This is a genomic window from Actinomadura sp. 7K507 (genome assembly GCF_004348425.1).
GTDB lineage: Bacteria > Actinomycetota > Actinomycetes > Streptosporangiales > Streptosporangiaceae > Spirillospora.
Genome location: NZ_SMKK01000134.1, coordinates 1 through 25569 on the forward strand (window position 1 = coordinate 1; position 25569 = coordinate 25569).

23 protein-coding genes and 1 pseudogene are annotated in these 25569 nt (G+C 71.9%); 5 read left to right on the plus strand and 19 right to left on the minus strand.

Going from position 1 to position 25569, the window contains the following annotated elements; genetic code table 11:
- From E1285_RS26980 to E1285_RS26995, 4 genes are all read right to left on the minus strand, one after another.
- Nucleotides 1-541 (minus strand): hypothetical protein (locus E1285_RS26980; protein ID WP_132156875.1); only part of this gene is annotated, 541 nt, incomplete at its 3' end.
- The gene (locus E1285_RS26985) at nucleotides 505-1683 is read right to left on the minus strand and encodes a Dabb family protein (protein ID WP_132156877.1); all 1179 of its coding nucleotides are present in this window, start codon (nucleotides 1681-1683) and stop codon (nucleotides 505-507) included. The genes E1285_RS26980 and E1285_RS26985, both read right to left, overlap by 37 nt.
- Before the next feature lie 8 nt (nucleotides 1684-1691).
- Nucleotides 1692-2228, minus strand: a complete 537-nt coding sequence (locus E1285_RS26990; RefSeq protein ID WP_132156879.1) for an aromatic-ring-hydroxylating dioxygenase subunit beta — start codon at nucleotides 2226-2228, stop codon at nucleotides 1692-1694.
- A complete protein-coding gene (locus E1285_RS26995) occupies nucleotides 2225-3583 on the minus strand; it encodes an aromatic ring-hydroxylating dioxygenase subunit alpha (protein ID WP_165966779.1) in 1359 nt (452 codons plus the stop codon). Before E1285_RS26995 ends, E1285_RS26990 begins: the two co-directional genes overlap by 4 nt.
- 379 nt (nucleotides 3584-3962) lie before the next feature.
- Here E1285_RS26995 and E1285_RS27000 point away from each other — a divergent pair, with 379 nt between their 5' ends.
- Nucleotides 3963-4745 carry an IclR family transcriptional regulator gene (locus E1285_RS27000; RefSeq protein ID WP_165966780.1) on the plus strand — a complete coding sequence of 261 codons (783 nt, stop codon included), beginning with the start codon at nucleotides 3963-3965 and terminating at the stop codon, nucleotides 4743-4745.
- Between the two features lie 70 nt (nucleotides 4746-4815).
- On the opposite strand, the gene E1285_RS27005 is transcribed toward E1285_RS27000, so the two are convergent.
- From E1285_RS27005 to E1285_RS27045, 9 genes are all read right to left on the minus strand, one after another.
- Nucleotides 4816-5232 carry a cupin domain-containing protein gene (locus E1285_RS27005; RefSeq protein ID WP_132156885.1) on the minus strand — a complete coding sequence of 139 codons (417 nt, stop codon included), beginning with the start codon at nucleotides 5230-5232 and terminating at the stop codon, nucleotides 4816-4818.
- Nucleotides 5229-6029: an aldolase/citrate lyase family protein gene (locus E1285_RS27010; RefSeq protein WP_165966781.1), complete on the minus strand. Its 801-nt coding sequence runs from the start codon at nucleotides 6027-6029 to the stop codon at nucleotides 5229-5231. The genes E1285_RS27005 and E1285_RS27010 overlap by 4 nt, the downstream gene beginning before the upstream one ends.
- A complete protein-coding gene (locus E1285_RS27015) occupies nucleotides 6026-7180 on the minus strand; it encodes an amidohydrolase/deacetylase family metallohydrolase (RefSeq protein WP_132156889.1) in 1155 nt (384 codons plus the stop codon). The genes E1285_RS27010 and E1285_RS27015 overlap by 4 nt, the downstream gene beginning before the upstream one ends.
- Before the next feature lie 82 nt (nucleotides 7181-7262).
- Nucleotides 7263-8111: a fumarylacetoacetate hydrolase family protein gene (locus E1285_RS27020; RefSeq protein ID WP_132156891.1), complete on the minus strand. Its 849-nt coding sequence runs from the start codon at nucleotides 8109-8111 to the stop codon at nucleotides 7263-7265.
- Nucleotides 8112-8275: 164 nt separating this feature from the next.
- Nucleotides 8276-8710, minus strand: coding sequence for a nuclear transport factor 2 family protein (locus E1285_RS27025; protein ID WP_132156894.1), 435 nt, complete (start codon nucleotides 8708-8710; stop codon nucleotides 8276-8278).
- Between the two features lie 17 nt (nucleotides 8711-8727).
- Nucleotides 8728-9177 carry a VOC family protein gene (locus E1285_RS27030; RefSeq protein WP_132156896.1) on the minus strand — a complete coding sequence of 150 codons (450 nt, stop codon included), beginning with the start codon at nucleotides 9175-9177 and terminating at the stop codon, nucleotides 8728-8730.
- A 91-nt stretch (nucleotides 9178-9268) separates the two neighbouring features.
- On the minus strand, nucleotides 9269-10183 hold the full coding sequence (locus E1285_RS27035; protein ID WP_132156898.1) for an ABC transporter permease: 915 nt from the start codon (nucleotides 10181-10183) through the stop codon (nucleotides 9269-9271).
- On the minus strand, nucleotides 10183-11346 hold the full coding sequence (locus E1285_RS27040; protein WP_132156900.1) for an ABC transporter permease: 1164 nt from the start codon (nucleotides 11344-11346) through the stop codon (nucleotides 10183-10185). Before E1285_RS27040 ends, E1285_RS27035 begins: the two co-directional genes overlap by 1 nt.
- The gene (locus E1285_RS27045) at nucleotides 11343-12911 is read right to left on the minus strand and encodes an ABC transporter ATP-binding protein (protein ID WP_132156902.1); all 1569 of its coding nucleotides are present in this window, start codon (nucleotides 12909-12911) and stop codon (nucleotides 11343-11345) included. Before E1285_RS27045 ends, E1285_RS27040 begins: the two co-directional genes overlap by 4 nt.
- A 117-nt stretch (nucleotides 12912-13028) precedes the next feature.
- Here E1285_RS27045 and E1285_RS27050 point away from each other — a divergent pair, with 117 nt between their 5' ends.
- Complete coding sequence (locus E1285_RS27050) at nucleotides 13029-14231, plus strand: RNA-guided endonuclease TnpB family protein (protein ID WP_132156904.1); 1203 nt, start codon at nucleotides 13029-13031, stop codon at nucleotides 14229-14231.
- 31 nt (nucleotides 14232-14262) lie between these two features.
- On the opposite strand, the gene E1285_RS27055 is transcribed toward E1285_RS27050, so the two are convergent.
- The 4 genes from E1285_RS27055 to E1285_RS27070 form a co-directional block, all read right to left on the minus strand.
- Nucleotides 14263-15345, minus strand: a complete 1083-nt coding sequence (locus tag E1285_RS27055; protein ID WP_207946845.1) for a BMP family ABC transporter substrate-binding protein — start codon at nucleotides 15343-15345, stop codon at nucleotides 14263-14265.
- A complete protein-coding gene (locus E1285_RS27060) occupies nucleotides 15342-16775 on the minus strand; it encodes an amidohydrolase family protein (RefSeq protein WP_132156906.1) in 1434 nt (477 codons plus the stop codon). The genes E1285_RS27055 and E1285_RS27060 overlap by 4 nt, the downstream gene beginning before the upstream one ends.
- Complete coding sequence (locus E1285_RS27065; protein WP_132156908.1) at nucleotides 16772-17800, minus strand: zinc-binding dehydrogenase; 1029 nt, start codon at nucleotides 17798-17800, stop codon at nucleotides 16772-16774. The genes E1285_RS27060 and E1285_RS27065 overlap by 4 nt, the downstream gene beginning before the upstream one ends.
- Nucleotides 17801-18112: 312 nt before the next feature.
- Nucleotides 18113-19570, minus strand: coding sequence for an aldehyde dehydrogenase family protein (locus tag E1285_RS27070; RefSeq protein ID WP_132156910.1), 1458 nt, complete (start codon nucleotides 19568-19570; stop codon nucleotides 18113-18115).
- A gap of 77 nt (nucleotides 19571-19647) precedes the next feature.
- On the opposite strand from E1285_RS27070, the gene E1285_RS27075 reads away from it, so the two are divergent.
- The 3 genes from E1285_RS27075 to E1285_RS27085 all read left to right on the plus strand — a co-directional run bounded on the left by E1285_RS27075 (nucleotide 19648) and on the right by E1285_RS27085 (nucleotide 24240).
- Nucleotides 19648-20727 (plus strand): NAD(P)-dependent alcohol dehydrogenase, encoded by a 1080-nt coding sequence (locus E1285_RS27075; protein WP_132156912.1) that lies wholly within the window; start codon nucleotides 19648-19650, stop codon nucleotides 20725-20727.
- An 85-nt stretch (nucleotides 20728-20812) separates the two neighbouring features.
- Nucleotides 20813-23029: a cytochrome P450 gene (locus E1285_RS27080; RefSeq protein ID WP_132156914.1), complete on the plus strand. Its 2217-nt coding sequence runs from the start codon at nucleotides 20813-20815 to the stop codon at nucleotides 23027-23029.
- A 95-nt stretch (nucleotides 23030-23124) separates the two neighbouring features.
- Nucleotides 23125-24240: an acetamidase/formamidase family protein gene (locus E1285_RS27085; protein WP_132156916.1), complete on the plus strand. Its 1116-nt coding sequence runs from the start codon at nucleotides 23125-23127 to the stop codon at nucleotides 24238-24240.
- A gap of 22 nt (nucleotides 24241-24262) precedes the next feature.
- On the opposite strand, the gene E1285_RS27090 is transcribed toward E1285_RS27085, so the two are convergent.
- Together E1285_RS27090 and E1285_RS27095 are read right to left on the minus strand one after the other, a co-directional pair.
- Nucleotides 24263-24514, minus strand: coding sequence for a hypothetical protein (locus E1285_RS27090; protein WP_132156918.1), 252 nt, complete (start codon nucleotides 24512-24514; stop codon nucleotides 24263-24265).
- A pseudogene (locus E1285_RS27095) lies at nucleotides 24511-25569 on the minus strand (IS200/IS605 family accessory protein TnpB-related protein); the annotation flags it as partial. The gene E1285_RS27090 and the pseudogene E1285_RS27095, both read right to left, overlap by 4 nt.

Below are 25569 nucleotides of genomic sequence, written 5' to 3' on the forward strand. Positions count from 1 at the left end.
GCGGGGGCGCGGTGGCCAGGTAGTGGTCCAGGCCCGTCGAGCGCGTCTTTCCGCCGGAACCGTGCAGGGTGCTCCGGTGCGTGCCTGAACCGGCCAGGAGGAGCCGGGCAGGGACGCCGCGCGACGCGGCGGAGACGAAGGCCGTCAGGGCGGCGGCGGCCGGGGCCCTGGCCACTCCGAGGCCGAAGCCTTCGACGTGCGTCGGCGTGGCCTTCAGCGGGGGGAGCGGGGCGTCGCGGCCGGTGATGGGGCGGTCCTCGGACGGGTCGCCGCTGAGCGAGGTGTCGAGGTGCGAGTAGAGCAGCACCCCGGCCGGGTCGCCCGCCAGGAGGTTGGCGCCGCCGGTGCCGTACCTCTGGACCGTCCAGTCGATCCACGGCCACCGCGCCGTGCACCAGGAGGCCAGGCGCACGGCGGCGGCGGATTCGTGGCCGTACGGCGCCGCGACGCCGTCCAGCACCTCCAGGACGCGGACGATCTCCTCGCCCGCGTCCGGTGGGGCCGTCAGAAGCGTCCCCAGTCGTCGGAGGCCGGGCGCCACACGTCGATGTTGCGGGGGTCCGGGGGCATCCGGCGGGCGACGTGCGTCTCGTGCTCCTCCGGCGTGAAGACGCGGTGGGCGTCGCACAGCTCGAAGCGGGGGCCGTGCAGCGGCTCGTGCATGTAGAACGCGATGGACGTCGACGCCGAGTGGTTCACCAGGTCCGACGCGATCGGCTCGCCCTTGTAGAGGGCGCGGGCGCGGAACCGCATGACGTGGTCGAGACTCTTGGTCGCGAAGCACAGGTGCGCGACGTAGTGCTCCTTGTTGTTCTGCAGGGCGAGGCTGTGGTGGTAGCGGTCCTCGCAGCGCATGAACGTCGTGGAGCCCACGATCTCGTCCGAGGGCAGGAAGCCCAGGATCTCGGTGTAGAACTTCAGCGACTCCGCGTAGTTCGGCGTCGCGATGAAGGGGTGGACGAGGTCGACCGGGCGCAGCTCCGCCACCGGCGGCTCGGCGTACTCCAGGAAGCCGGTGAACAGCTCAACGATCAGCCCGTCGGGATCGCGGACCGCGAAGCCGTCCGAGCAGAGGTCCTTCTGCCGGTCCTGGAGTTCGAGGATCTTGTGTCCGGCGGCGGCGACCCGGTTGCGCAGGTCGGCCAGGACCTCGCCGTTCTCCACGCTGTAGCCGATCGCGACCGTCTGGCCGGTCGCATGCTCCGGGGCGCTGATCAGCTCGATCGAGTGGTGCTCGATGTCGGTGCGCAGGTAGGCGTACTCGTCGGTGTGCTGTTCGAGCTGGAGGCCCACGTGGTACTGGAGGAACTCGATCGTCCTGGCCATGTCGGGGACCTCGATACGGGCGTATTCCATCCCGTACGGGGCGCGCGGCCGTCCCGCCTTGTCGCCGGCCTCGTGGCTGGTGATGTGGTGGGCCTCGACGACCGGGCGCCAGCGCTCGCGGACGAACCGCTCGTGCGTGTCGCTGGTCACGTAGGCGAGCAGGTCGGCCTCGGAGGCGAAGCGGACCGAGAACGCGTGCGTGAACGTCTTGTCGCGGGTGCTGATGTTGGGGCCCAGCGAGAACTCGCGCATCGCCGGGTAGCGCTTGGGGAAGGTGCGCAGCTCCGCCAGGATGGACTCGACCGCCTCGGGCGGGGCGTCCGGGCGGAACCGGAACATCACGGTGTGGTTGATCATCAGGTCCCTCAGAGGATGAAGCTCAGCCGGCTGCCGGCGGTCAGGTGCTCGTGGCCGAGGATCGCGCGGCGCAGCCTGAAGCGCAGCTCGTCGCCGCCCGTGACGAGCAGGTGGTCGTAGCGGCCCACGTAGGCGTCGAACTCGCCGTCGCGGGCGCGGTGGATGATGAAGGACGCCCGCACGCGGAGCAGGCCGGGCTCGTCGTGCCCGTGCTCGTCGTACGCGGCCAGCTGGACGTTGGAGATCATCCGGTGGGTGCGCGACGGCGGGTTCTCGGCGTGCGCCTTGCGGGACTTGAGCCGCTTGACGCGGGCGCGCAGCAGGTCCCAGTCGTCGGTGACGAACGAGCCGGACTCGAACGGCGACTCGCCCTTCCAGTCGGTCGATGGGACCTCGAAGCGGGCGCCGGGCTCGAACAGCGCCAGCCAGTCGTCGTACTTCCAGGCGTCCAGGATGTCCGCCTCGGCGTAGAGGAAGTCCTCCACGTCGGCGCGGGTGATCTCGCGCCCGCCGACGAGCGCGCGGCCGGTGGTGGGTGCGGTCATCGCACGTTCCTCCCCTCGAGGAAGCTCTCGGGGCGGGGGCCGGTGACGTCCAGGCCGCCGTCGACGCCGAGGACGTCCACCCATCGCCGCCAGAAGCCGCGCATCGCGCCCTCGTCGATGGAGCGGCCCTGCACGCCCTTGACCTCGTCGATCATGCCGCGGGACATGTCGCTGAAGTCCATTCCGGCGCGGGCGTCGGCGGCGGTGGCCTCGATGCCGCGCTGCACCGCCTCGTACGCCTCGATGTCGTCGGGGGTGGCCAGGCCGCCGGGGCCGACGAAGCTGACCATGGTCTTCATCCGCAGCGCGCGGGTGTCGGCGTCCTCGCCGCGCGGGGCGAGCTGCCAGGCGCGGACGTCGGTGTGGCCGGCCGAGACCGGTTCGAGCTGGCGGATCGACAGCCCTTCGAGGTCGAACAGCAGCAGGTTCGGGAAGACGAACAGGATGTGGCTCTCGTCGGCGACGTAGCGGGCGCGTTCGGGGCCGAGGCGGCTGTCCATCTCGGCGCGGTGCGCCTCGGTGCGGACCTTCTCGTCCTCGCCGAAGCGCGGCTCCCACAGCATGCTGATCCGGCCGCCGTGGCCGGTCAGGACGAGCAGGCCGTGGCCGTTGCCGAGGTTGTAGGCGTACTGGTCGTCGTCGGTGACGGCGAAGCCCGTCTCGCGCAGGTACCCGACGAACGTGTTGTGGGTGGGCGCGAAGTGGTAGCCGTCCATGGCGTTCTCGACGCCGAGCTTCCAGTTGCCGCGCACGCCGTACAGCTGGGTGCCGGGCAGGACCTCCATGCCGCCGGCGTGCTGCTCGGAGATCATCGTCATGTAGTCGGCGGCGTCGCCGAGGTAGTCCAGCAGCGGTGGGGCGTCGGGGTCGAACGCGACGAACACGAACCCCTCGTGGCGCTCCAGCCGGGGGACGGTGCGCAGCCGCATCGAGTCGAAGAAGCCCTCACCTGCGGCTTCGTAGGCTTCCTTGCCGGGGATCGACGCCACGTCACCGTTGTTGCGGAACGTCCACGCGTGGTAGAAGCACTGGAAGAGCTTGCTGGAGCCCTCCCGCTCCCGGCACAGGATCGTGCCGCGGTGCGGGCAGGAGTTCAGGAACGCGCGGACGGTGCCGTCGGTGTCCCGGCAGAAGATCAGCGGCCGGCCGCCCAGCGTCCGCGTCTTGAAGTCGTTGGGCGTGGCGATCTCGGTCTCGTGCCCCAGGTACAGCCACGTACGCGCCCATATCCGGTCGCGCTCCGCCTGGAAGATCTCTTCCGAGCGGTACGCGACCCGATTCACGCGGAAAGTCAGTGCGTCCCAGTCTTCGACGACCAGCCGCGCCGGAAGTCCCGTGCCATCAGGTCGTGGCATCGGGCTCCACCCCCTTCCACGCCGCTTCCTCAGCAGCATCGTTCAGCAATTCGAGATACCATCTCGCATAGTGGCTAGACTTCCCCAGTCCGGTTCGCTGTGTCAAGTGGGTGGACTTCGGGATCCTTACCGGTTTGACTAGCTACGTCCCAGTTATCATGATTGCGTCTCGCAGTAAGAGATGGCATGCGGTGAATCTACCGACACAGGGAGTATCGAACGCTTTACCCCAGGTGTTGCGAATGAGCCGCCGCGGCCGTCTCGCTCATGATGAGATGGCGTGTCATGCCGCCACGAGGCCCCGCCGCACCGTCCCGAGGGCCCCGTCCCCATGGCACGGCGGAACGCGGCCGGTGGCCGAGGCAGAAGCGAGGAACGGATGGCGACGAGGACCGCACGAGACACGACGGCCGAGAGCTCCTCATCGATCCAGACGGTGCAGCGCGCCGCGCTCATCCTGGACTCGTTCACGGTGAGCCGGCCGCATCTGAGCCTGAACGAGATCACCGCGCGGCTCGGCGCCAGCAAGGCGACCGCCCACCGGTACACCAAGGCCCTCCGCGCCGCGAACCTGCTGCGGTACGACGACCGCACCGCCCTGTACTCGCTGGGCCCGCAGGTCCTCACGCTCGCCGCCGCCGCGCGAGCCGCGCTGCCGATCGTGACCGCGGCCGAGCCGTACATGGACCGGCTCGTCCAGACCGCCGGGCAGACCGTCGTGCTGAGCATCTGGGACGGCGAGTCGCCCACCGTCGTGCGGTCGGCCGACAACACCGACCACCTGATCCGCATCAGCGTCCGCGTCGGGTCCCGGCTCGACCTGGCCACCTCCGCGCAGGGCCGGGTGTTCTGCGCGTACCTCCCGCCCGAGCAGGTCCCGGCGCTGGCCAAGCTGCTGCGCCGCTCCCCCGGGCTGCGCGAGGAGCTCGACTGGATCCGCGACCACGGGCTGTCGGTCAACTCCCCGTCCGAGAACGGGCTGCACACCATCGCCGCGCCGGTCTTCGAGGGCGAGGCCGTCATCGCCACGATGGCGATCGTCGGCACCTCCGTCGACGTCCCGCGCCAGGCCGACTCGCCGATGGCGCAGGCCCTCCTGGAGATCACGAGGGAGCTGTCCCAGCGCCTGGGCAACAACGGCCACTCCGCCGAGGCCGGCTGAACAGCGGTATGCGGCGCGCCGCCCCCGTCAGGGCGGCACGCCGCGGGTGGACGGCGTTCAGGGCCCGGCGTCAGGCCCGCTCGTCCAAGTCGTCCAGGTCGTCCAGGTCGTCCAGGTACGTCAGGGACTTCGCGAAGTCCGCGCGGGGCGGGACGAAGATGTCGATGTTGACGCACGGCTCTTCCAGCGGCTCGATGTAGTGCTCGGCCCCGCTGGGCACCAGCAGGAACGTCCCGGCCGTCATCTCGTGCGGGACGCCCTCGACGTAGTAGTTGCAGCGGCCCTCGGCGATGTAGACGAGCTGGTCGAAGTCCGCGTGGCTGTGCGGGTTGAGGTCCATGCCGACGTCGAGGGTGTGGTGGGCGACCATCACCTCGTCGGTGGAGTAGACCCGGCGCCGCACCCCCTTGCGCATCTCGGTCTCCGGCATGTCGGCCCAGCCGATCACCCTGTTGTAGAGCTTGGCGTTGCGGCCCTTCTCGGTCATCCGTTGCCTCCTCCTTCGGCGGCGGCCGCTTCCAGTCCGGCGGCCAGAATCTGCAGGTCCGAGCCCGTCACCAGGTAGCGCGCCCCGGCGAGGCCCTGGCCTCGCGCCGCGGTCCTGGACGGCGCCCAGCCGCCGAACGCCACACCGTGCCGTTCAGCGGCCTTCTCGATCTCGGCGACGGCCGTGCGCAGGTCGTCACCGCCGGGGTCGGCGCCGAGGCTGACGGCCAGGTCGGTGCCGCCGACGAAGACGACGTCCAGGTCGCCGATCACCGCCTCCCAGGGGTCGCCCGTCCGCGCCGTGAGGGCGTCCCGCCACCAGGGGGTCTCGATCTGCCCGACGAGCAGGGGCGGGACGTCGCGCTCGGCGGCCAGGAACGACTTCAGCCCGCCGGACGAGCGCAGCCCGAACCCGGCGGCCCGGTTGGCCAGGCTGACCGACCGGGCGCCCTCGGGGGCGAACCGCGTGGCCCGGACGAGCGCCCGAGTCTGCGCGGCGGACGCGAGCATGGACAGCTGGAACCCGGCCGCGCCGTTCTCCAGCAGGCGGCAGACCAGCGGCGCGTCCACCTCGGGGATCCGGACGAGCGCGGGCAGCCCGCAGCGCTCGGCGTGCCGGACCAGGCCGAGCGCCTCGGCCTCGCTCAGCGTGGAGTGCTCCATGTCGACGACGGCGAAGTCGAAGCCCACCAGGCCGCACAGCTCCACCACGTCCGGCGCGGGCAGCTTGACGAAGGTCCCCGTCACCCGGGTCCCCTGCGCCAGGGCCGCCCGCAGCCGGGCCCTAGGGGACGTCACAGGCCGCGCCACGGCACGGTCTCGACCTCCGCCCCGCCGTGCAGGACGAGCGCGGGCGAGAGCAGGGGCGCGGTGATGGAGTTGCCCGCCGCGTCCGGCAGGACGACCGGCTCGGTCTCCTCGACCACGGTCACGTGGGCGGGGCCGCCGGCCTCCAGGCGCCCGTAGCCCTCGCCGTCCAGCCCGAGGACCTGCGCGGGCCGCACGGTGGCGCGGGCGACCGCCTCGGTCAGCGGCATGCCCAGCGCGACGAGCTTCGACATGCTGGTCAGCAGGTCGAACACCGGGCCGCGCCAGTTGCGGGCGCTGGTGTCGGAGCTGAGCACGTCGGGGTAGAAGCCCTTCGCGATCGCGGGGCGCGCGACCTCGAAGCTGAGGTTGCTCTTGCCGTGCGCCGAGTCGAACAGCACGCCGCGCTCCCGGGCCTCCGTCACCGCGGGATGCACGTTCTCGCCGTCCAGGATGCCGTGCTCCTTGCCGGTGTAGCAGTGCGCCACGATGTCGCCGGCACGCAGATGGTCCAGGACGACCGGCAGCGGCTCGGACGTCTCCCCGATGTGCACCATGAGCGGCAGACCGGCCTGCTCGGCCACTTCGAGGGACTTCTTCAGCAGCATCTGCCAGTTCTCGCCGACGACGTCCTCGGACAGGCGGATCTTGAAGCCGCGCACCACGTCGGGGTTCTCGGCGGCGGTCGCCAGCGCGTCGTCCGGGACGAGCGTGTCGGGGTTCATCAGCTCGCCGAAGCGGAAGTCGATGAGTCCGAGCACCGACACGTTCAGGAAGTTCACGATCCGCATCGGGGACGGCTCGACGACCAGCTTGCGGAACGCGGCGAACGTGGAGGCCCCGGCGGTCCCCGCGTCGGCGGCGGCGACGACGCCGCGGCGCAGGTGCGCCTCGTCGGAGGGCGCGCCGACCGCGGACACGTACTGGAAGATGTGGGTGTGGCCCTCGACGAGGCCGGGGAACACCCACTTGCCGGTGCAGTCGACGACCTTCGCCGCGTCGGCTGCGAGCCCCTCGCCGACGGCCGCGACCTTGCCGCCGCTGATCGCGACGTCGAGCACGGCGTTCGTGCCGGACGCGGGATCGATGACCGTCCCGCCTCTGAGCACGCGATCGTAGGCGGGCTTGTTGTCTTCGGTCATCGAGGTTCTCCCGGTTCTGTGAGGATGCAGCGAGGGGAAGTGCGGGTCCGGTACCGCGGATGAGGCGGCGCGTGGCGCGGGTTCACGCGCGGACCCGGGTGGTCAGTGGCAGGACGCCGTCGATCTCGACCCGGACGGTGTCGCCGGGCCGCAGGAAGTCGCCGCGGTCCTGGCCGGTCCCGGCGGGCGTGCCGGTCAGCACCACGTCACCGGGGTGGAGCGCGGCGTACCGGGAGATCCGGGCCAGCAGCTCGGGGATGGGGAAGATCATGTCGGCGCTGGTGGAGTCCTGGCGCGGCTCGCCGCGGACCCACGAGCGGACGCCGATCGCGTCCGGGCCGGCGACCTCGTCGCGGTGCAGCAGGGAGCCGCCGAGCGGGGTGAAGCCGGCGAAGCTCTTGGCCAGGACGGGCCAGCCGGTGCGCTTCATCACGTCGCGGCAGGTCATGTCGTTGGCCGCGGTGACGGCCGCGACGGCGGCCCAGGCGGCGGCCTCGTCGGCGCGGTCGAGGGTCCGGCCGATCACGACGGCGATCTCGGCCTCGTAGTCCATCTCGGCGGTCTGCTCGGCCGGGAGCCGGACGCTCGCCCCGGGCCCGCACACCGACGACGGCGCGGCCAGGTACAGCACCGGCTCGTCCGGGACGGGACGTCCCGTGCGCTCGGCCTTCGAGTGGTAGTTCATGCCGATGCCCCACAGGGCGCGAGGACGGGCGATGGGGGCCAGCAGGGCCGGCCCGGCTCCATCGGCGTCGTCATCGTCATCGTCGTCCGCGTCCGCGCCGGCGAGCGGGATCCGCCGGACGACCTTCGCCGTGGCCAGGGCGTCCAGCGAGCCGGTCGCCTCGATCAGGGCGCCCGCGTCGGGGTAGGGCGTGTCGAGGACGGCCACGGCGCCGTCCTCGATCCGGCCGAGACCCCCCGAAGTCATCACAACATGCACGACGCTATCTTTCGATGCGAGATGGCTGCCTGTCAAGAAATGAGAGACGGTATCTCACAATCCGACATGGCAGCGCGCGGACAGCACGGGTCCGCCGCACGGCCGCAGGCCGCGCGGCGAGACGAAGAAGCGAGCCGGCCGAAGAGCGAAGGTCAGGCGTTCGCCTGCGAGGCTGCGGCGAGCTGCCGCGTCACCTCGTCGCCGTCCCAGTAGTCGACGCGGCGGGCCACCAGGCCGTCCACGTCCACCCACAGGCGGAACACGCCGCGGATCCGTACCGGCACGTTCCCGGCCGAGACGAGCCGGAACGACATCGTGTAGGCCAGCACCGCCCGCACGTCCCGGACGACCAGGTCCTCCATGTCGTACTTCAGGCCGGCGAAGTCGGCCAGGAAGCCTTCGAGGCGCTCCCTGTACGCGGCGCGGCCGGTGACGTTCCGCCCCATCGACGCGGCGTGCTCGTTGACGAAGCCCTCGGCCACGCACCCGGCGATGGCGTCGGCGTCATGGCGGTTCAGCGCGGCGAGGTACCGCAGCGCCGCCGCGCGGGTCCGCTCCTCGACCCGCGCGGCGGCACCCGGCCCCATCGGCCGGAGGGTGCCGCTCAGGACCGCCCCCACTTCTCGCGGACGGTGTCGAACACCCGCTGGTTGTGGGAGATCTCGATGACGTTGCCGTCCGGATCCTTGAGCGCGCAAATGTAGCCGACCGGGTCCGGCATGTCGCGCGGCTCCCAGTGCAGGCTCCCCAGCTCGCGTGCGCGCTCGGCCATCGCGTCCACGTCGGCCCGCTCGGGCACCTCGATACCGATGTGGGCGAACGGGTGAAGCAGCCCCAGCTGCCCGCCCTTGTCCTTGTTGAAGGACACCAGCACCAGCACGAAAGGCGTCTCCACCTGGCCCTCGTTGGACAGCCAGGCGCTCTCTCCGTCGGCGTCCTGGAACCGCTCCAGCACCACCAGCGGGGTGAGCGAGGTGTAGAAGTCGATCGACTTCTGCAGGTCGCCGCTCGGCAGCGCGACATGCGTCCAGCGCGCCGAAGTCAGTCCGCTCACGTTGTCCTCCTCTGGATCGTCCGGCCCCGGACTGCCCGGACCCGGTGGTCAAAGACCGCGTTGCACTTAAAGATCACGCCGCACCTACGGATCACGCCGTACCCCGGTTGAACGCCTTGCCCAGGGCCCGCGGCTCGCGGTCCTTGGCGGCGAACAGCAGCAGCACCACCAGGGCGAGCAGGTAGGGAGCGACGACCAGCAGCTGCGAGTTCAGCTGGAAGCCCAGCGCGGGCAGCGCCAGCCGCATCGCGTCGGCCAGGCCGAACAGCGCGCACCCGAGCAGTGTGCGGCCCAGCCGCCACGCCCCGAAGATGACCGCCGCGATCACGATGAACCCGCGGCCCGCGGTCATGTTCTGGCTGAACGAGCCGACCTCGCCCACCGCCAGGTAGGCGCCGCCGAGCCCGGACAGCAGCCCGCACCACAGCAGCGCCTGGCGGCGCCGCTTGTTCACGTCGATGCCGGTCACGTCGGCGGCCTGCGGATCCTCGCCGACCGCGCGCAACTCCAGGCCCCACCGGCTGCGCTCGACCAGCCACCACGTCAGCGGCACCACGGCGAACAGCAGGTAGACCGGCCACCTCTCGACGAACAGCACCTGCCCGATGATCGGGATGTCGCGCAGCACCGGCACGCTCACCTGCCACACCTGGTGGCCGGTGAACGCCCCGGTGACGACCAGGTAGCTGGTCAGGCCCAGCACCAGCGTGTTGAGCACGAGACCGACGACGAACGTGTTGACGGCCGCGCGGTGCGACAGGTTGCCGTGCACGAACCCGATGAGCAGGCCGACCAGCATCCCGGTCGCGAGCCCCGTCGTGGCGCTGCCGGTCACGGACGCGCCCGCGATCGCGCCGAACGCCCCGCCCAGCATCATGGCCTCGACGGAGATGTTGACCGTCCCGGCCCGTTCCGCGAGGTACTCCCCGCAGGCGGCGAACGCGAGCGGCACCGTCAGCCGGGCGCCGCTGGCGAGAATCGTGGAGATGTTGTCCGCGGCGCTCATTACGCCACCGCCTCCTTGGGCTTGGGTGCCGGGACGTCCGCGTCGGTCCCGGTTCCGCCGCTCTCACGCCGGCGGCGCAGCGCCTCGGTCAGGACCGGCGGGACGACGAACGCGAGCACCAGCAGCGACTTGACCACGTCCACCAGGAAGTGCGGGACCCCGGTCGAAGCCAGGAACCCGCCCCCCGAACGCAGCACACCGAACAGCAGCGCGACGGGGATCGCCATCAGCGGCCGGTTGCGGGCGACCAGCGCCACCAGCAGACCGTCCCAGCCGATGTTGTTGGAGATGCCGCCCTGCAGCCGGTTGGTGCCGACGGGGCTGGTCAGCAGCACCGCCCCGGCCACCCCGGCGAACGCGCCGGACACCGCCAGCGCCGTCCCGCTCAGCGCCGCGACCCGAACCCCGGCGTGCCGGGCGGCCCGCGGGTTGAGGCCGAGCATCGTCAGCCGGAAACCCCACCGGCTGCGCGCGATCACCAGCGCGATCACCACGGCCGCGGCCAGCGCGAGCAGCAGGCCGCCGTTGATCTGCAGCGACGGGTACTCGCCGAACGAGCCCAGCAGCCCGTTCTCCGGCAGCTGGTTGGACTGCGGCGAGACCGTCGCGCCTTCGCGCCTGGTCTCCTGGAGCAGCCACGGCGTGTTCACCGCGTACGCGACGATCTGCTGCGCCAGGAACGTCATCAGCAGCGTGCTCACCACGATGTTGACGCCGCGCACCCGGTGCATCAGCGAGCTGATCCCGGCCCACGCCCCGCCGGCCAGCGCCGCCGCGGCCACCGCGAGCACCAGCAGCGCCGGACCGGGCAGGGCCAGCCGCAGCCCGATGAACGCCCCGGCCAGCGCGCCGATGAGCACCTGGCCCTCCTGGCCGAGGTTGAACACCCCGGCCCGGACGCACACGCACGTCCCGACCGCCACCAGCAGCAGCGGCGCCGCGTACAGCAGCGTCGAGCTGATCGCGGACTGGTTCGACAGGCTCCCGTCGTACAGCGCCGTTATGGCCTTGACCGGGGAACCGCCGGTCGTCGCCACCAGCACCGACGACACCGCCAGCGCGAGCGCGACGGCCGCCACCGTCGCCAGGGCGACCTGTATCCCGCCGGTCCCGGGACTCAGCGCCGCGGCCAGCCGCCGCCCGGAACGATCGGCATCCGTCATGCGGCCACACCTCCGACGAGCATCCCGAGGCGTTCGGCGGTGGCCTCGGCCGTGGGCAGCAGGCCCGCGACGCGGCCCCGGGAGATGACCGCGATCCGGGAGGAGAGCGCCATGACCTCTTCCAGTTCCGTGCTGATCAGCAGTACCGCCACCCCTCCGGAGGCGGCCTTGCGCAGCCGCAGGTACATGTCCTCGATGGCGCCGACGTCGAGGCCGTGGGTGGGCTGGGCGGCGACCAGCACCGACGGGTCCGCCGACATCTCCCGGGCGAGCACCACCCGCTGCTGGTTGCCGCCCGACAGGCTGCGGACGGGCGCGTCCAGCGACGAGGTGATGATGTTGAACTCCGCCGCCAGCCGCCGCGCCAGCTCGTAGGTCTTGCGCCGGTCGACGAGGAACCTGCCGCTGACGCTTTCGAGCGACTTCATCACCAGGTTGTCGGCGACGCTCATGTCGAGGACGACGCCGGAGGCGTGCCGGTCCTCGGGGACGATCCCGAGGCCGGCTTTATGGAGCGCGCCCGGCTTGGCCGGGTCGATCCGCACGCCGCCGACGTCGATCGTCCCGGCGGACGGCTCGACCAGCCCGGACAGCAGGTCGCCGAGCGTCGCCTGGCCGTTGCCCTCCACCCCGTACAGCCCGAGGATCTCGCCGGGCGCGACGTCGAGGCTGAAGTCGTCGAGCAGCGGGACGCCGTCGGAGCGGACGGTGACGCCCGACAGCCGCAGCGCCGGCTCGACGCCGGGTTCCGGCGCCTCCTCCTGCTGCTCCTTCTTGCCCCGGCGCTCGACCGGGAGCATTCCCAGGGCCGCCGCCTCGGCGCGCAGCGAGACGTCCCGGCCGACCATCTGCCGGGCCAGTTCCTGCGCGCTGGTCTCCGCGGTGACGCTGTGGAACGCGACGCGGCCCCGGCGCAGCACGGTCACCCGGTCGGTGGCCGTCGTGATCTCCGCCAGCTTGTGGCTGATCAGGACCACCGCGCGGTCCTCACCGGCGACGACCTCGCGCAGCACGCCGAACAGCTCCGCCGACTCGGCCTGGGTGAGCACCGAGGTGGGCTCGTCCAGGACGAGGACGGACGGGTCGCGGCGCAGGCACTTGATCAGCTCGACCCGCTGCCGCTCCCCGGCCGACAGCCGCGACACCGGAGCGAGGGGGTCGATCGGCAGCCCGTAGCGGCCGCCGACCTCCTCGACCTGTGCGCACGCCTTCGCCCTGTCGACCCTGCCGGTGTCGCCGAGGGTGATGTTCTCCCAGACGGTGAGCGGCTCGACGAGGCTGAAGTGCTGGTGCACCATGCCGATGCCGAGCGCGATCGCCTCCTGCGGCCCCGCGACCTCGACCGCGCGGCCATCGCGATGGATCGTTCCCGTGTCTCGCCGGACGAGCCCGAGCAGGATCTTCATCAGCGTGGACTTGCCCGCGCCGTTCTCGCCCAGCAGGCCGTGGATCTCGCCACGGTGGACGGTCAGGTCCACCTCGTCGCAGGCCACGACCGGCCCGTAGGTCTTGCCGATCCCGCGCAGCGCCAGCGCGGGAGCGCGGTCCCCGTCACGATCGGTCATGTCATCCAATCCTCCGAAGGATGCCCCGGCCTTGAGGCCGGCGGTCTTGTTGAAGTTCGCCGACACTCAGCCCACATTCCGCGTACAGGTGCGCTTACGATCTGTAATGATTCCGCCATGCGGACGGCATACAAGTGCCGGGCCTACCCCGACCCCGAGCAGGCGGCCATCTTCGGCCGCACGTTCGGTTGCGTGCGTCTGGTCTGGAACAAGACACTCGCCGAGCGCCGCCGGGTCTACCACGCCGACGGCACACGCACGTCCTACAAGCAGACCGACGCCGCGCTGACCCTGTGGAAGAAGAGCGACGACCTGGCGTTCCTGAACGAGGTGTCCTGCGTGCCGTTGCAGCAGGCGCTGCGGCACCAGCACGCCGCGTTCGCGAATTTCTTCGCCGGTCGTGCCCGCTACCCGCGGTTCAAGAACCGCAACTCCCGACAGTCCGCGCACTACACCCGCTCGGCCTTTCGCATCCGCAACGGGCAACTGCAGATCGCCAAGACCACCAGGCCTTTGGCGCTTGTGTGGTCGTTCGACGATGTGGACCTGGCCACGCTGAACCCGACCATGGTCGTGATCTCCAGAGACCCGGACGGCCGCTGGTACACGACCTTCGCCGTCGACACCGACACCCCCAAGCCGCTGCCGGCGGCCGGGCACCAGATCGGCATCGACCTGGGGGTGAAGGACTTCATGGTCACCTCCGACGGGGACCACCTCGCCAATCCCCGGCATCTGGAGCGCAAGGCGGCGAACCTGGCCCGGTACCAGCGGCGGATGGCCCGCAAGCAGCCCGGCTCGGCCAACCGGCGCAAGGCCAAGGCCAAGGTCGCTCGCTCCCATCGGAAGGTCCGCAACGCCCGCCGAGACTTCCTGCACCGCACAAGCACCGGTCTCGTCCGCCAAGCAGACACGATCGTGATCGAAGACCTCGCGGTCGCCGGCATGGTGCGCAACCGCAAACTCGCTCGCGCCGTGGCCGATTGCGGGTGGGGTGAGTTCCGGCGTCAACTGGAGTACAAGGCCGACCGTGCCGGACGAACCCTGATCGTCGTCGATCGGTGGTACCCCTCGTCCAAGACCTGCTCGCATTGCGGCCACCTGCTGACCGCGCTGAGCCTCTCCACCCGGGCATGGTCGTGTCCGGGCTGCCGCACCCGGCACGACCGGGACGTCAACGCGGCCAAGAACATCCTTGCGGCTGGTCGAGCCGTAGCTGGGGCAGGCCCCGGCGAGGTCTGTGGAGCTGATGTCAGCCGGCAAGGGCCCTCCCTTCCGCAGTCGGCTACGAAGCAGAAACACTTACGGCGCGAGCCGTAGGACTCCCCTCCCGAGAGGGAGGGGAGGGAAGTCAATTACCGAGCCTCTCCACTTCCCCGGAGGCGTTGATCTTCCCGCTCGCGATGTCCTTCATGAACTGGTCGATCTTCTGCTGGGCCTCGGCGTTCTCCTTGCACAGCTTGACCGTGGGGTACGGGTCCTTGCCGATCGTCCAGACCTTCTCGATGCCCATCTCGAGCTTGCCGGCGTCGAACAGCTTCAGCGCCTCGGTGAAGTAGTCCCCGGGGCTGTACAGCACGGAGATGTCGAACTTCGGGTCGGTCGAGGCGCACCGGTCGGTGCCCGGGGTCAGCGTGATGAGGTTCTTGGTGTTGGCGAGCTTCGTGGCGGCGTCGGTGGAGCCGCCGAGGTACGGGTAGACGACGCCGACGCCCTGGTCGATCTGGGCCTGCACGGCCTCCTTGGCCTTGGCCGCGTCGTCCTGGTCACCGGCGTAGGTGGTGTTGACGGTCGCGTCCGGGATCACCGTGCGGATGCCCGCCTTGAACGCCTTGGAGGCGTTGATGTTGAAGTCGACCTCCATGCCGCCCACGAAGGCGGCCTTCTTGGTCCCCTTCGCCTGCATCAGCACACCGGCCGCGTAACCGGCCGTGAGGACGCTCTGGTCGGCGGCGTCGGTGGAAACGAAGATCCTGGGGGTCTGCTGGACGTTGCCAGAGCTCGGGACGTACCAGGCGGTCTTCTCGCACGCCGCCTCCTCGGAGGCGGGGATCGCGTCCTTGAGCTCGGAGGCGCCGAGCGCGATCATGTCGACCTTCTGCTGGCACAGCGCGCGGGCCGCGCTCAGCGCCTCGGTCTCCGGGACGCTGCCGCGCTTGATGACCTCCCAGCCCTTCTGCTTGGCGAACGTCTCGGCACCGGTGATGAAGCTCTGGTAGTAGCCGTTGTCGTTGATGTCGCCGGGGCTGAGCACGCCGATGACGACCTTGCCGTCGCCGTTCACGTCGGGCTCGCCGGGCAGGATGCCGCCGCCCGACCCGCCGGCGGCGTTCGAGTTGGCAGTGGCGTCCTGGTCGGCGCAGCCGGCGAGGGCGAGCATCGTGGCGCACGCGACGGCCGCGCCCGCGATCCGTACCGCTTTACGGTTCTTCACCTCAGGGGTCCTTTCGATCGGACGGTGAGACGAGCAGGTCGGGAGCTCGATGTGCCGGCGTCCGCGGGGACCACCGGCCAGCGGCGGGGGATCTCCAGGCCGGCCGCGCGCAGCAGCGCGGCCGCTCTCGACTCCGCCTCCCGGCGCAGTTCCGCGATGTCGAGGGTCGTGATCCGGTGGTCGCGGACGACCGCCTTCCCGGCGACCAGGACATCGCGGACGGTGTGGCCGGGTGCACCCCACACCAGGTGCTTGGCCAGGTCGCCCAGCGGCGTCCAGGCCAGGTCTTGCGCGTCGAGTACGACGAGGTCGGCGGACTTGCCGGCCTCGATCGACCCGACCAGGTCGCCGAGGCCGGTCGCCTCGGCACCGGCGCACGTGGCCAGCGCGAACGTCTCGTCCGCGCGCAGCGGCCAGGTGCCCCGGTCGTTCTCCAGGCCGGCCAGCAGCCCCGCCGCGCGCAGCACGTCGGGGGCGTCGCCGGCGTTGTGGGCGTCGCAGCCGAGCGCGACGCGACCGCCGCGCCGGACCAGCTCGCCGTGCCGCCCGGCCCGCGTGTAACCCTGACCGAGGCGCAGGTACGCACCCGGGCAGGACGCCACCGCCGTGCGGGACGCGAGGACCGCCTCGACCTCTTCGTCGTCGAGCCAGACGGCGTGGCCGAGGAGCAGCCGCGGGCCCAGCACGCCCAGCTCGCGCAGGTGGACGAGGGGGCGGGCGCCGGTGCGGCTCAGGTACGACTCGGCGTCGCCGGGTCCGGGGGACATGTGCCAGGTCATGGTGGTGCCGAGGCGCTCGGCGAGTGCGGCCGCCCCGGTGAACAGCTCGTCGCTGACCAGGTCGTGGCCGACCAGCGTGATCCAGCCGGTCACGAGGCCCTCGGCGGGCAGGCTCCGGACGATCTCCTCCTGCCGGGCCAGCGCCTCGGCGGCGGGCAGCGAGTGCGGGACGCCCGGGGCGTCCCAGCCCCAGCCGCCGACCCGGCCCCGGATTCCGGCCGACGCCAGCCCGGCCGCGACCCGCTCGGGGTGCGCCACGGTGCCCGCCTCCAGGACGGTCGTGACGCCGCGCGTCAGCGACTCGGCGGCGGTCAGGGCCGCCGACAGCTCGTCGTCGTCTCCGGAGACCCGCCCGTGCAGCGGCACGGCCCAGCCGAAGATCGCCTCCTGGGAGTCGATGTCGTCGGGGATCGCGCTGCGGATCAGCGGGTCCACGGTGCAGTGCTGGTGGGCGTTGATCAGGCCGGGCACGACGACGCAGCCGGTGGCGTCCAGTTCGGCGGCGCCGGGGCGGCTCTCGCGGAGCGTCCGGTAGGGGCCGATCTCGGCGATCAGCCCGTCCTCGACCGCGATCGTGGCGTCGGTGACGACCTCGCGTCCCGGCGCCATCGTCACCACCGTGCCGCCGGTGACCAGCAGGGAGCCGGTCATGGGCGGACCAGGACCTTGCCGATGGCCGTGCGCGACTCGGCGGCGGCGAACGCGGCGGGCAGCTCGTCCAGCCCGTACTCGGCCATCCGGACGGCCCGCAGGCCGCCGCCGTAGTAGGCGCTCAGCATCGCGGCGAAGTCGGCCTCGGTGTAGGCGCCCGAGCCCAGCAGCCGCAGCCCGCGGTGGTAGACGCCGGCGAGGGAGATCGTGACCTCGTCGCCGGTGGTGTTGCCGAACGTCACCAGCCGCCCGCCCGCGCGGAGGCTGTCCATGGAGGTCTGCCAGGTCGCCGCGCCCACGTGGTCGAGGGCGATGTCGGCGCCCTCGCCGCCGGTGAAGCGGCGGACCTCCGCGACGACGTCGGCGTCGTTGTGCAGCTGCAGGTCGGCGCCCAGGTCCGCGGCGAGCGCGAGCTTGGCGTCGCTGCCCGCGACCGCGACGACCCGGGCCCCGGCGCGCTTGGCGAGCTGGACGGCGGCGATGCTGACCCCGCTCGCGGCGGCCTGCACCAGCACGGTCTCCCCGGCGGCGACCTCGCCGACCGTGAGGGTGGCGTGCCAGGCGGTGCTCCACGCGGACGGCAGCGCGGCGGCCTCGTCGAGCGCCACGTGCCCGGGGACGGCGTGGACGAGCCGCTCGGGCACGGCGACGTACTCGGCGAACCCGCCGGCGACGTTCCCGCCGACGACGCGGACGGAGGCGCAGTGGCCGGGGTCGCCGGCTCCGCAGCGTCCGCACGAGCCGCAGCCGAGCGTCGGGTCGATCACCACGCGGTCGCCGGGGGCGTGCCCACGCACCTCGGCGCCGGCGGCCTCGACGTGCCCGGCGACGTCCATGCCGGCGATGTGCGGGAGGCGGAAGCCGGGCAGGACGGCGGGGCCGCGGCGCTGGAGGACGTCGAGCCGGTTCAGCGCGCAGGCCCGTACCCGGACGAGCACGTCACGAGGACCGGGGACCGGGTCGGCGACGCGCCGCAGCGACACCACCTCCGGGCCTCCGAACCCCGTCTGAACCAGCGCTCTCACCTGGACCTCCGTCCGGTAACACCCTCGACGTCATCTCGCATTGTGAGGCATCGACTCGCAATGTGAGGCACACTCTGAACCGCGCTCCCCGGCCGTGTCAACACCTTCCGGGAAACTCCGTGGTACTCGTAACCGCTGCGTAACAGGGGTGCCCACGCGGGAAACGGAAGCGTGCCATGACCAGGGCACGGTCGAAGCGCCTGGCCGGGCGGTCTCCTTCACTCCGCGGGCACCGTCATCGCGCGGGCGCCGTCTCTGCACGGGCACCACTGCGCGGGCACCACTGCACGGGCACCGCTGCACGGGCACCGCTCAGCGGTCGAGCAGCCGTACCGCGACCGCCTTCTCCTGCGTGTACTCGCGCAGCGCCGCGTATCCGCCGCCCGCGCTGAACCCGCTGTCCTTCTGCATGTTGAACGGGAAACCGATCACGCCCGCGTCATGGAACTGGTTCACCGCGACCTGCCCGGACCGCACGTCCTTGGCCACGCGCATCGCCCGCGACACGTCGTCGGTCCAGACGCAGGCCAGCAGCCCGAAGTCGGTGTCGTTCATCATCTCGACGGCCTGCGCGGTGCCGCTGAAGCCCTGCACGGCGAGCACCGGCCCGAAGACCTCCTCGCGCACGACCCGCATCCCGGGGTCGACCCCGTCCAGGACGGTCGGGGCCACGAACCAGCCGTCGTCCGGCACCTCCGCCTTCGCGCCGCCGGTGACCACGCGGGCGCCCTCCCCGGGCGCCCCCTCCAGGAAGCCGAGCACGCGTTCGCGCTGCTCCCGGCTGACCAGCGGCCCCATGTCGAGGTCCTGGTCCCACGTGGCGAGCCGGACCGCGCGCATCCCCTCCACGACGCGCTCGGTCACCTCGGCGCGGATCGACTCCTCGACCAGGAGCCGCGAACCGGCGTAGCAGTTCTGCCCGGCGTTCTCGGTGATGGAGCCGACGATCGCCGGGATCGCCACGTCGAGATCGGCGTCCGCGAACACCACGTTGGGCGACTTGCCGCCCAGTTCCAGCTTGACCGGCACCAGGTTCTCCGCCGCGGCGCGCATCACCGCGCGGCCGGTGGCGGTGGAGCCGACGAAGCTGATGTGGTTCACGTCCGGATGGGACGTGAGCGCCACGCCCGCCTCCGTGCCGAGGCCGGTGACGACGTTGAACACCCCGGGCGGAAGGCCGGCCTCGCGGGCCAGTTCCGCCAGCGCCAGCGGCCCGAGCGGCGCGATCTCCGACGGCTTGAGCACGACGGTGTTGCCCGCCGCGAGCGCGGGCGCGACGTTGGCGGCCGACAGCAGCATCGGCACGTTCCAGGGCAGCGTCACCGCGCACACCCCGAACGGCTCGGGGATCGTGAAGCCCAGGTAGCCGGGGTCGCGGGTCGGCAGCGTGACACCGGTCAGCTTGTCGGCGGCGCCCGCGAAGTACGCGACGATGCCGTGCGCGATGTAGGCGTTCGTCCGCCCGCCCGACAGCGGCTTGCCGACGTCGCGCGCCTCGTACCGCGCCAGCTCCTCGACCCGTTCCATGATCAGCGCGGCCCAGCGGCCCAGCAGGGCGCCGCGCTCGCTCGGCGAGGTCGCGGCCCAGCCGGGGAAGGCGCGCCTGGCCGCCGCGACCGCGTCGTCCACGTCGGCCTGGCCGCCGCGCGCGATTCGCTGGATAACCTTGCTGCTCGCAGGGTCGAGAACGGGGAGTTCTCCCTGGTCACGGGCCGGAACCCAGGCTCCGTCGACGAGTTGCCGGGCGACCGGGATATCAAGTGCGGACATACCCGGAATCCTTGACCGGAATTATCCCGCATGTCAAGATGCCGTATCTCTTTATGAAATGACCTTGGGGAGGTCGCATGCGGGTCACCGCCGCCGTTCTGGACCGTCCGGGCGAGGCCCTGACGCTGCGGGACGTGGAGCTCGGGCCGCCCCGTCCGGACGAGGTCCTCGTCCGGCTCAGCGCGGTCGGCATCTGCGCCACGGACCTGGAGTTCGCCACCTTCATGGAGGGCCCCGCCGTGCTCGGCCACGAGGGCGCCGGGATCGTCGAGAAGGTCGGCGACCACGTCACGTCCGTGGCGCCGGGCGACCATGTGGCGCTGTCGTTCACCTCGTGCGGCGGCTGCCGGCCCTGCCTGACGGGCTCGCCCGGCTACTGCCTGCGGTTCGACGCGCTCAACTTCAGCGGACGGCGCCCCGACGGGTCGTCGGCCGTCTCGCTGGACGGTACCGAGATCAACGCCCACTTCCTCGGGCAGTCGGCGTTCGCCGACCACGTGATCGCGCCCGCCCGCGCGGTGGTGCCGATCGGCAAGGACGCCGACCTGACGCTGGCCGGGCCGTTCGGCTGCGGCTTCCAGACCGGCGCCGGCGGCGTGCTCAACGTGCTGCGCCCCGCGCCCGGCTCGTCCATCGCGATCTTCGGGGCCGGGGCCGTGGGCGCCACCTCGGTCATGGCCGCCGCGCTCAGCGGATGCACGACCATCGCCGCCGTCGACCTCAACGCCGAGCGGCTGGCCACGGCCCGCTCCCTCGGCGCCACGCACGCCGTGACCGGCGGCGAGCCCGCCGCGGCCGAACTGCGCGAGATCGCCCCGGACGGCTTCGACTTCGTCCTCGAGACGACCGGCCGCGCGGACGTGCTCCGCACCGCGGTGGAGGCCCTCGCGCCGCTCGGCCACTGCGGCGTGATCGGCGTCGGCCCGAGCGAGGAGATGAACCTCGACTGGCGCAGCGTCCTGAACGGCCGCACGATCACCGGCATCATCGGCGGCGGCGGGATACCGCAGGTCTTCATCCCCGAACTGCTGCGGCTCAACGCCGCGGGCCGGCTCCCGGTGGACGGCCTCGTCACGCACTTCCCGTTCGAGCGGATCGGCGAGGCCGCCGAGGCGGCCAAGCGGGGCACGGTCGGCAAGGCCGTCCTGACCTTCTGACCCGGCCTTCTGATTCCCTGGATCTCCCAGAGGCGCGGCTGGGCAACACCGCGCGGAAGCACATGCGGCATCTGGAGTCGCGCACATGACACAGCAGCAGCTGGCACAGCAGGAGCACTTCGACCACCACTCGGACGGATGCAACGCCGACCCGGTGGCGTACTACGCCGCGTACCGGGAGGGCTGTCCCGTCGGGCGCACCTCCGCGCACGGCGGGTTCGTCTACACGACGCGGTACGCCGACGTGAGCCGGATCGCCCGTGACGACGACGCGTTCTCCTCCGCGCGCGGGCCCACGGGGGTCGACGCCGTCTCCATCGTCATCCCGAGCGGACCGGGCCTGGAGCAGTACCCGATCGAGCTCGACCCGCCCGAGGCCACCGGCTACCGCGACCTGATCAACCCGCTGCTGACCCCGGCCGCGGTCGAGCGGCTGCGCCCGATGATCGCCCGGCACGCGGCCCGCGCGGTGGACGCGTTCATCGAACTGGGCTCGGCCGACTTCGTCCGCGACCTGACCAACCCCGTCCCGGCGGCCGTCACCCTCGACTGGCTGGGCTTCCCCGAAGAGGACTGGGCGCCGCTGGCCGGGCCCATCCACGACATCTTCGCCGCGCCCGCCGGCAGCGAGCGGGCACGGCGCGGCGCCGAGGGCCTCGCCTACATGGAACAGCGCATCCGCGAGCTGATCCGCGACCGCCGCCTCGAACCCGCCGAGGACGCGGTCAGCGCACTCGTCACCGCGCGGGACGCCGAGGGCGAGCCGTTCGCCGAGGACGGCCTGGTCTCGGTCATCGGGCTGCTGATCGCGGGCGGCGTCGACACCACGACCTCGCTGACCGGCTCGACGCTCGTCCACCTGAGCCGCAATCCCGAGCAGCGGCAGCGCCTCGTCGACTCCCCGGACCTGCTGGAACGGGCCACCGAGGAGTTCCTGCGGGCCTTCGCGCCCTCGCAGTCGATGGCCCGCACGGCGCTGTCCGACACCGAGGTCGGCGGCTGCCCCGTCCGGGCGGGCGAGCGCGTCCTGATCCCGTGGGTGGCCGCCAACCACGACCCGGCCGTGTTCCCCGAGCCCGACGAGATCCGGCTCGACCGCGACGCGTCCCGGCACCTCAGCTTCGGGATCGGCTCGCACCGCTGCGCCGGCGCCCACCTGGCCCGCGCGATGTTCCGCGAGATGATCACGCAGGTGCTGACCCGGCTGCCGGACTTCCAGGTACTGGAGGACGGGCTCGTCGAGTACCCGACCAACGGCAACCAGAAGGGCTGGGACGCGATCCCGGCCGTCTTCACCCCCGGCGCGCCCGCCACCGGGACCTCGGTGGCCGCCACTCCCCTCGGCGCCGCGTTCGACATGACCGTGGCACGCGCCGAGGAGACGGCCGACGGCGTGCTCTCCCTGACGCTCGCGCCCGCCGACGGCGGCGAGGCACCCGCCTGGGAGCCCGGCGCCCACCTCGAACTGCGGCTTCCCTCCGGACGCGTCCGCCAGTACTCGCTGTGCGGCGACCCCGCGGACCGCTCGCGGTACCGGATCGCGGTGCTGCGCGAGGCCGGCGGAAGGGGCGGCTCGGAGGAGGTGCACGCGCTCGCCCGCGACGGCGTCACGTTCGGCGTGCGCGGCCCCCGCAACCACTTCCCGCTGGTGGACGCCGCGTCCTACCTGTTCCTGGCCGGCGGCATCGGCGTCACCCCCATCCTGGCCATGGTGCGCGCGGCGGCGGGACGCGGCGCCGACTTCCAGGTCGTGTACGGCGGCCGTACCCGCGCCTCCATGGCCTTCCGGGACGAGCTGTCCGCGCTCGCGGGCGACCGGCTGCGCGTCCTGCCGCAGGACGAGAGCGGCGTCCCGGACCTGAAGGCCGTCCTCTCGGCGGCCGGCCCGGACACCGCGATCTACTGCTGCGGCCCCACCGGCATGATCGCGGCGGCCGAGAGCGCCTGCGACGAGCTGGGCAACCGGTCCCGCCTGCACGTCGAGCGCTTCACCGGCGACGACTCGCTGGAGGTGGCGTTCGACCCGGCGCTCAACACCGAGTTCGACGTCCACCTCGCCCGCACCGGCGCCACGCTGCGGGTCCCGGCCGACCGGCGGCTCATCGAGGTGGTCCAGGAGGCGGTGCCCGGCCTGTCGTACGACTGCGAGAAGGGCTACTGCGGCGCGTGCGAGACGCGCGTGCTGGCCGGAGACCCCGAACACCGCGACTCGCTGCTCACCGAGGAGGAACGGGCCGCGGGAAGGACGATGATGATCTGTGTGGGCCGCTGCACCTCATCTCGCCTGGTACTCGATCTGTAGCGTCCATGCAAGACGCCGTCTCGTATGGTGCACGTTTTACCCACGGTTAACGTGCCCGGAACGGCACCGCACCACCGGCTGGCGAGCATGCGGCCATGCTTCAGCCCAAAGAAGGCCGCATCGACGGCGCGCACTACCTGCCGACCACCCCCGACACCTGCCTGTGGGGCCGGCTCCCCAACCGGGACCGGCCCCCGGTGCTGCGGATCGCGTCCGGCGACACCGTCACCATCGACACGCTCAGCCACGAAGGCATCCTGGAGGACCAGGGCCGCGACCCGGACGCGTACCTCGCCGGATTCGGCGTGCCCATCGACCAGGTGCTGACCGACGCCCTCGACCTGGCCGCGTCCGATGTCGCGCACGACTACGACGAGGACGGCCCGCACGTGGTCACCGGCCCGATCGAGGTGGCCGGCGCGGAGCCCGGCGACATGCTGCGGGTCGAGACCCTCAGCCTGCTGATCCGGGCGCCGTACGGCTTCATCAGCAGCAGGCACGGGTACGGAGCGCTGCCCGGCGAGTTCCCCGAGACCGCCCCTGACAGCGGCCCGGGAGGCGGCCCGGCGAAGGACGGCGCCGCCCGCGCCTACAACAGCGTGTGCGAGTTCGTCGAGGTCGTCGAGGAGGCCGGGCGCCTGCACGGGACGCTGCCGTACGGCGACGGGCGCGCCGCGCGCTTCCCGCTCGCGCCCTTCCTCGGGCTGATGGGCGTGGCCGCCGACACGTCCGACCCGGTCCACTCGGTGCCCCCGGGAAGCTTCGGCGGCAACCTCGACATCAACGAACTCCAGGTCGGCTCGTCGCTCTACCTGCCCGTCCAGGTCCCCGGCGCCTCCTTCTACACCGGCGACCCGCACTACGCCCAAGGGAACGGGGAGGTCGCGCTCACCGCTCTGGAGGCGCCGCTGCGCGCGACGCTGCGGCTGACCGTGATCCCGCGCGCGGAGGCGTCCACCCTCCTCGGCGCGCTGGACGAGCCGTTCGCCGAGACCGGCACCCACTGGCTGCCGCTCGGCCTGCACGAGGACCTCGACGAGGCCGTGCGCCGCGCCGTGCGGGCCGCCGTCGGATTCCTGTCGGAGACCCGGGGTATGCCCCGGCACACCGCCCTCGCCTACCTCAGCGGCGCCGCCGACTTCGAGATCAGCCAGGTGGTCGACGGGATCAAGGGAGTCCACTGCATGATCCGCAAGGCCGACTTCCGCTGACCATGGACCTAACCGTGCTCGTCTACCCGGCCCCGTCGCCGGAGTGCCCGCCCTTCTCGTCGGCCACGGGGTGCTCCACCAGGGCCAGGACCCGGTTGGACATGAAGCGGGCCGTGCGGATCGTGGTGCCCGTGCGGGTCACCTCGCTGACCTCCACCACCCCGCGCCGGTTGCCGATCTCCACGCGGCGGCCGGCGCGGGTCGCGGCCACCTCGTAGGTCCTGGTCGCCGAGCCGCCGACGTCCACCACGATCTCGACCCAGTCGCCCTTCATCGGGACCGTTCCTGAACAGTGTCCAGGGGTGACACCTGGTGCCAGCTCCCGGTACTGCGCGTATCCCGAACGGTGTTGGATGCGCTGGTTGCCCGCGTTCCGTGCGTCCCGGTCCGGGGGCGTGCATCGTGTGCGCGTTCCGTGACGGGTGGGCGGGTTCCCTCACGCCCTCGGACACTCGGTTCGGCCTGGACGGTCCGATGCCTCTGCTCATCGCTCTGGCGGGCAGGGGGTGGTGTCGTCCGTCGCCGGATCGGGTGTCCGAGGGCGCGTCTGCCGATCGCCACCGAGGCGGCGTCATGGCGGGTCATCTGACGTTTACTGGTGGACAAGGGTTCGCGCCAGTGCTGGGCACCCCACTTGGAAGTGTAGGCCGGGTCGACCGCGACGATCGCCAGCCCCTGCTCGGCGGCCATCGAGGTCAGCCGCGCCCTGAGTTTCCCGGTGGGGAACCCGGAGATCAGCTGCCGGAACCGTTTACGGCGGCCGTACTTCTCCCGGGTCTTGTCCCTGGCGAAGTCCAGGTCCTCGATGGCGATGGCGGCCACCCCGCAGCGCCGGGCCCAGTGCAGCAACCCGGTGATGGCGTGTCGGACCTGCGCGTCCCGGTGGTCGGCGGTCCCGGACAGGTCGTAGCCGAACCGCATCGGGTCACCGACCGGGTTGCCGCAAGAGTCGAGGCGGTAGGCGGCCAGGTGGTCGGCGTTGGTGTCGACCCCGATGATGCCGTGGGCGCGGGCCGCCTCCAACGACACCGCAGGGATGGTGGGGCGCTGCCAGGACGCGGTCAGGTACCAGCGGCCCCGATCGGGGTCGTGGTGGATGCGGTAGGCCACCGCCCGGTCCACGCAGATGCGGTCGGCCCACTCGGGGCCCCGGTGCGCGAACCGCACCCGGCAGGTCAGGACGTAGCGCCCGTGCGGCGCGTTGGCCAGATGCGCCAAAGGGGCAGGCAGCCTGATCGATACTTCGCCGTCGGGGGCGACACGAATGGTCTCGTTGCCGTACCGCTTCCCGCTCTCCCCGTCGGCCTGGCAGAACCACCGCCCCGCCTC

Excerpts from the sequence above, each read along its gene's own strand:
- E1285_RS27025 (WP_132156894.1), bottom strand. The coding sequence starts at position 8,710 with ATGGGGCCGGGTGCCGCCGCGCGGGTCGAGGAGCGGACCCGCGCGGCG.
- E1285_RS27035 (WP_132156898.1), bottom strand. The coding sequence starts at position 10,183 with ATGAGCGCCGCGGACAACATCTCCACGATTCTCGCCAGCGGCGCCCGG.
- E1285_RS27005 (WP_132156885.1), bottom strand. The coding sequence starts at position 5,232 with ATGACCGAGAAGGGCCGCAACGCCAAGCTCTACAACAGGGTGATCGGC.
- E1285_RS26995 (WP_165966779.1), bottom strand. The coding sequence starts at position 3,583 with ATGCCACGACCTGATGGCACGGGACTTCCGGCGCGGCTGGTCGTCGAA.
- E1285_RS27085 (WP_132156916.1), top strand. The coding sequence starts at position 23,125 with ATGCTTCAGCCCAAAGAAGGCCGCATCGACGGCGCGCACTACCTGCCG.
- E1285_RS26985 (WP_132156877.1), bottom strand. The coding sequence starts at position 1,683 with ATGATCAACCACACCGTGATGTTCCGGTTCCGCCCGGACGCCCCGCCC.
- E1285_RS27015 (WP_132156889.1), bottom strand. The coding sequence starts at position 7,180 with ATGACCGAAGACAACAAGCCCGCCTACGATCGCGTGCTCAGAGGCGGG.
- E1285_RS27000 (WP_165966780.1), top strand. The coding sequence starts at position 3,963 with ATGGCGACGAGGACCGCACGAGACACGACGGCCGAGAGCTCCTCATCG.
- E1285_RS27090 (WP_132156918.1), bottom strand. The coding sequence starts at position 24,514 with ATGAAGGGCGACTGGGTCGAGATCGTGGTGGACGTCGGCGGCTCGGCG.
- E1285_RS27070 (WP_132156910.1), bottom strand. The coding sequence starts at position 19,570 with ATGTCCGCACTTGATATCCCGGTCGCCCGGCAACTCGTCGACGGAGCC.
- E1285_RS27060 (WP_132156906.1), bottom strand. The coding sequence starts at position 16,775 with ATGACCGGCTCCCTGCTGGTCACCGGCGGCACGGTGGTGACGATGGCG.
- E1285_RS27080 (WP_132156914.1), top strand. The coding sequence starts at position 20,813 with ATGACACAGCAGCAGCTGGCACAGCAGGAGCACTTCGACCACCACTCG.
- E1285_RS27045 (WP_132156902.1), bottom strand. The coding sequence starts at position 12,911 with ATGACCGATCGTGACGGGGACCGCGCTCCCGCGCTGGCGCTGCGCGGG.
- E1285_RS27075 (WP_132156912.1), top strand. The coding sequence starts at position 19,648 with ATGCGGGTCACCGCCGCCGTTCTGGACCGTCCGGGCGAGGCCCTGACG.
- E1285_RS27020 (WP_132156891.1), bottom strand. The coding sequence starts at position 8,111 with ATGACTTCGGGGGGTCTCGGCCGGATCGAGGACGGCGCCGTGGCCGTC.
- E1285_RS26990 (WP_132156879.1), bottom strand. The coding sequence starts at position 2,228 with ATGACCGCACCCACCACCGGCCGCGCGCTCGTCGGCGGGCGCGAGATC.
- E1285_RS27050 (WP_132156904.1), top strand. The coding sequence starts at position 13,029 with ATGCGGACGGCATACAAGTGCCGGGCCTACCCCGACCCCGAGCAGGCG.
- E1285_RS27040 (WP_132156900.1), bottom strand. The coding sequence starts at position 11,346 with ATGACGGATGCCGATCGTTCCGGGCGGCGGCTGGCCGCGGCGCTGAGT.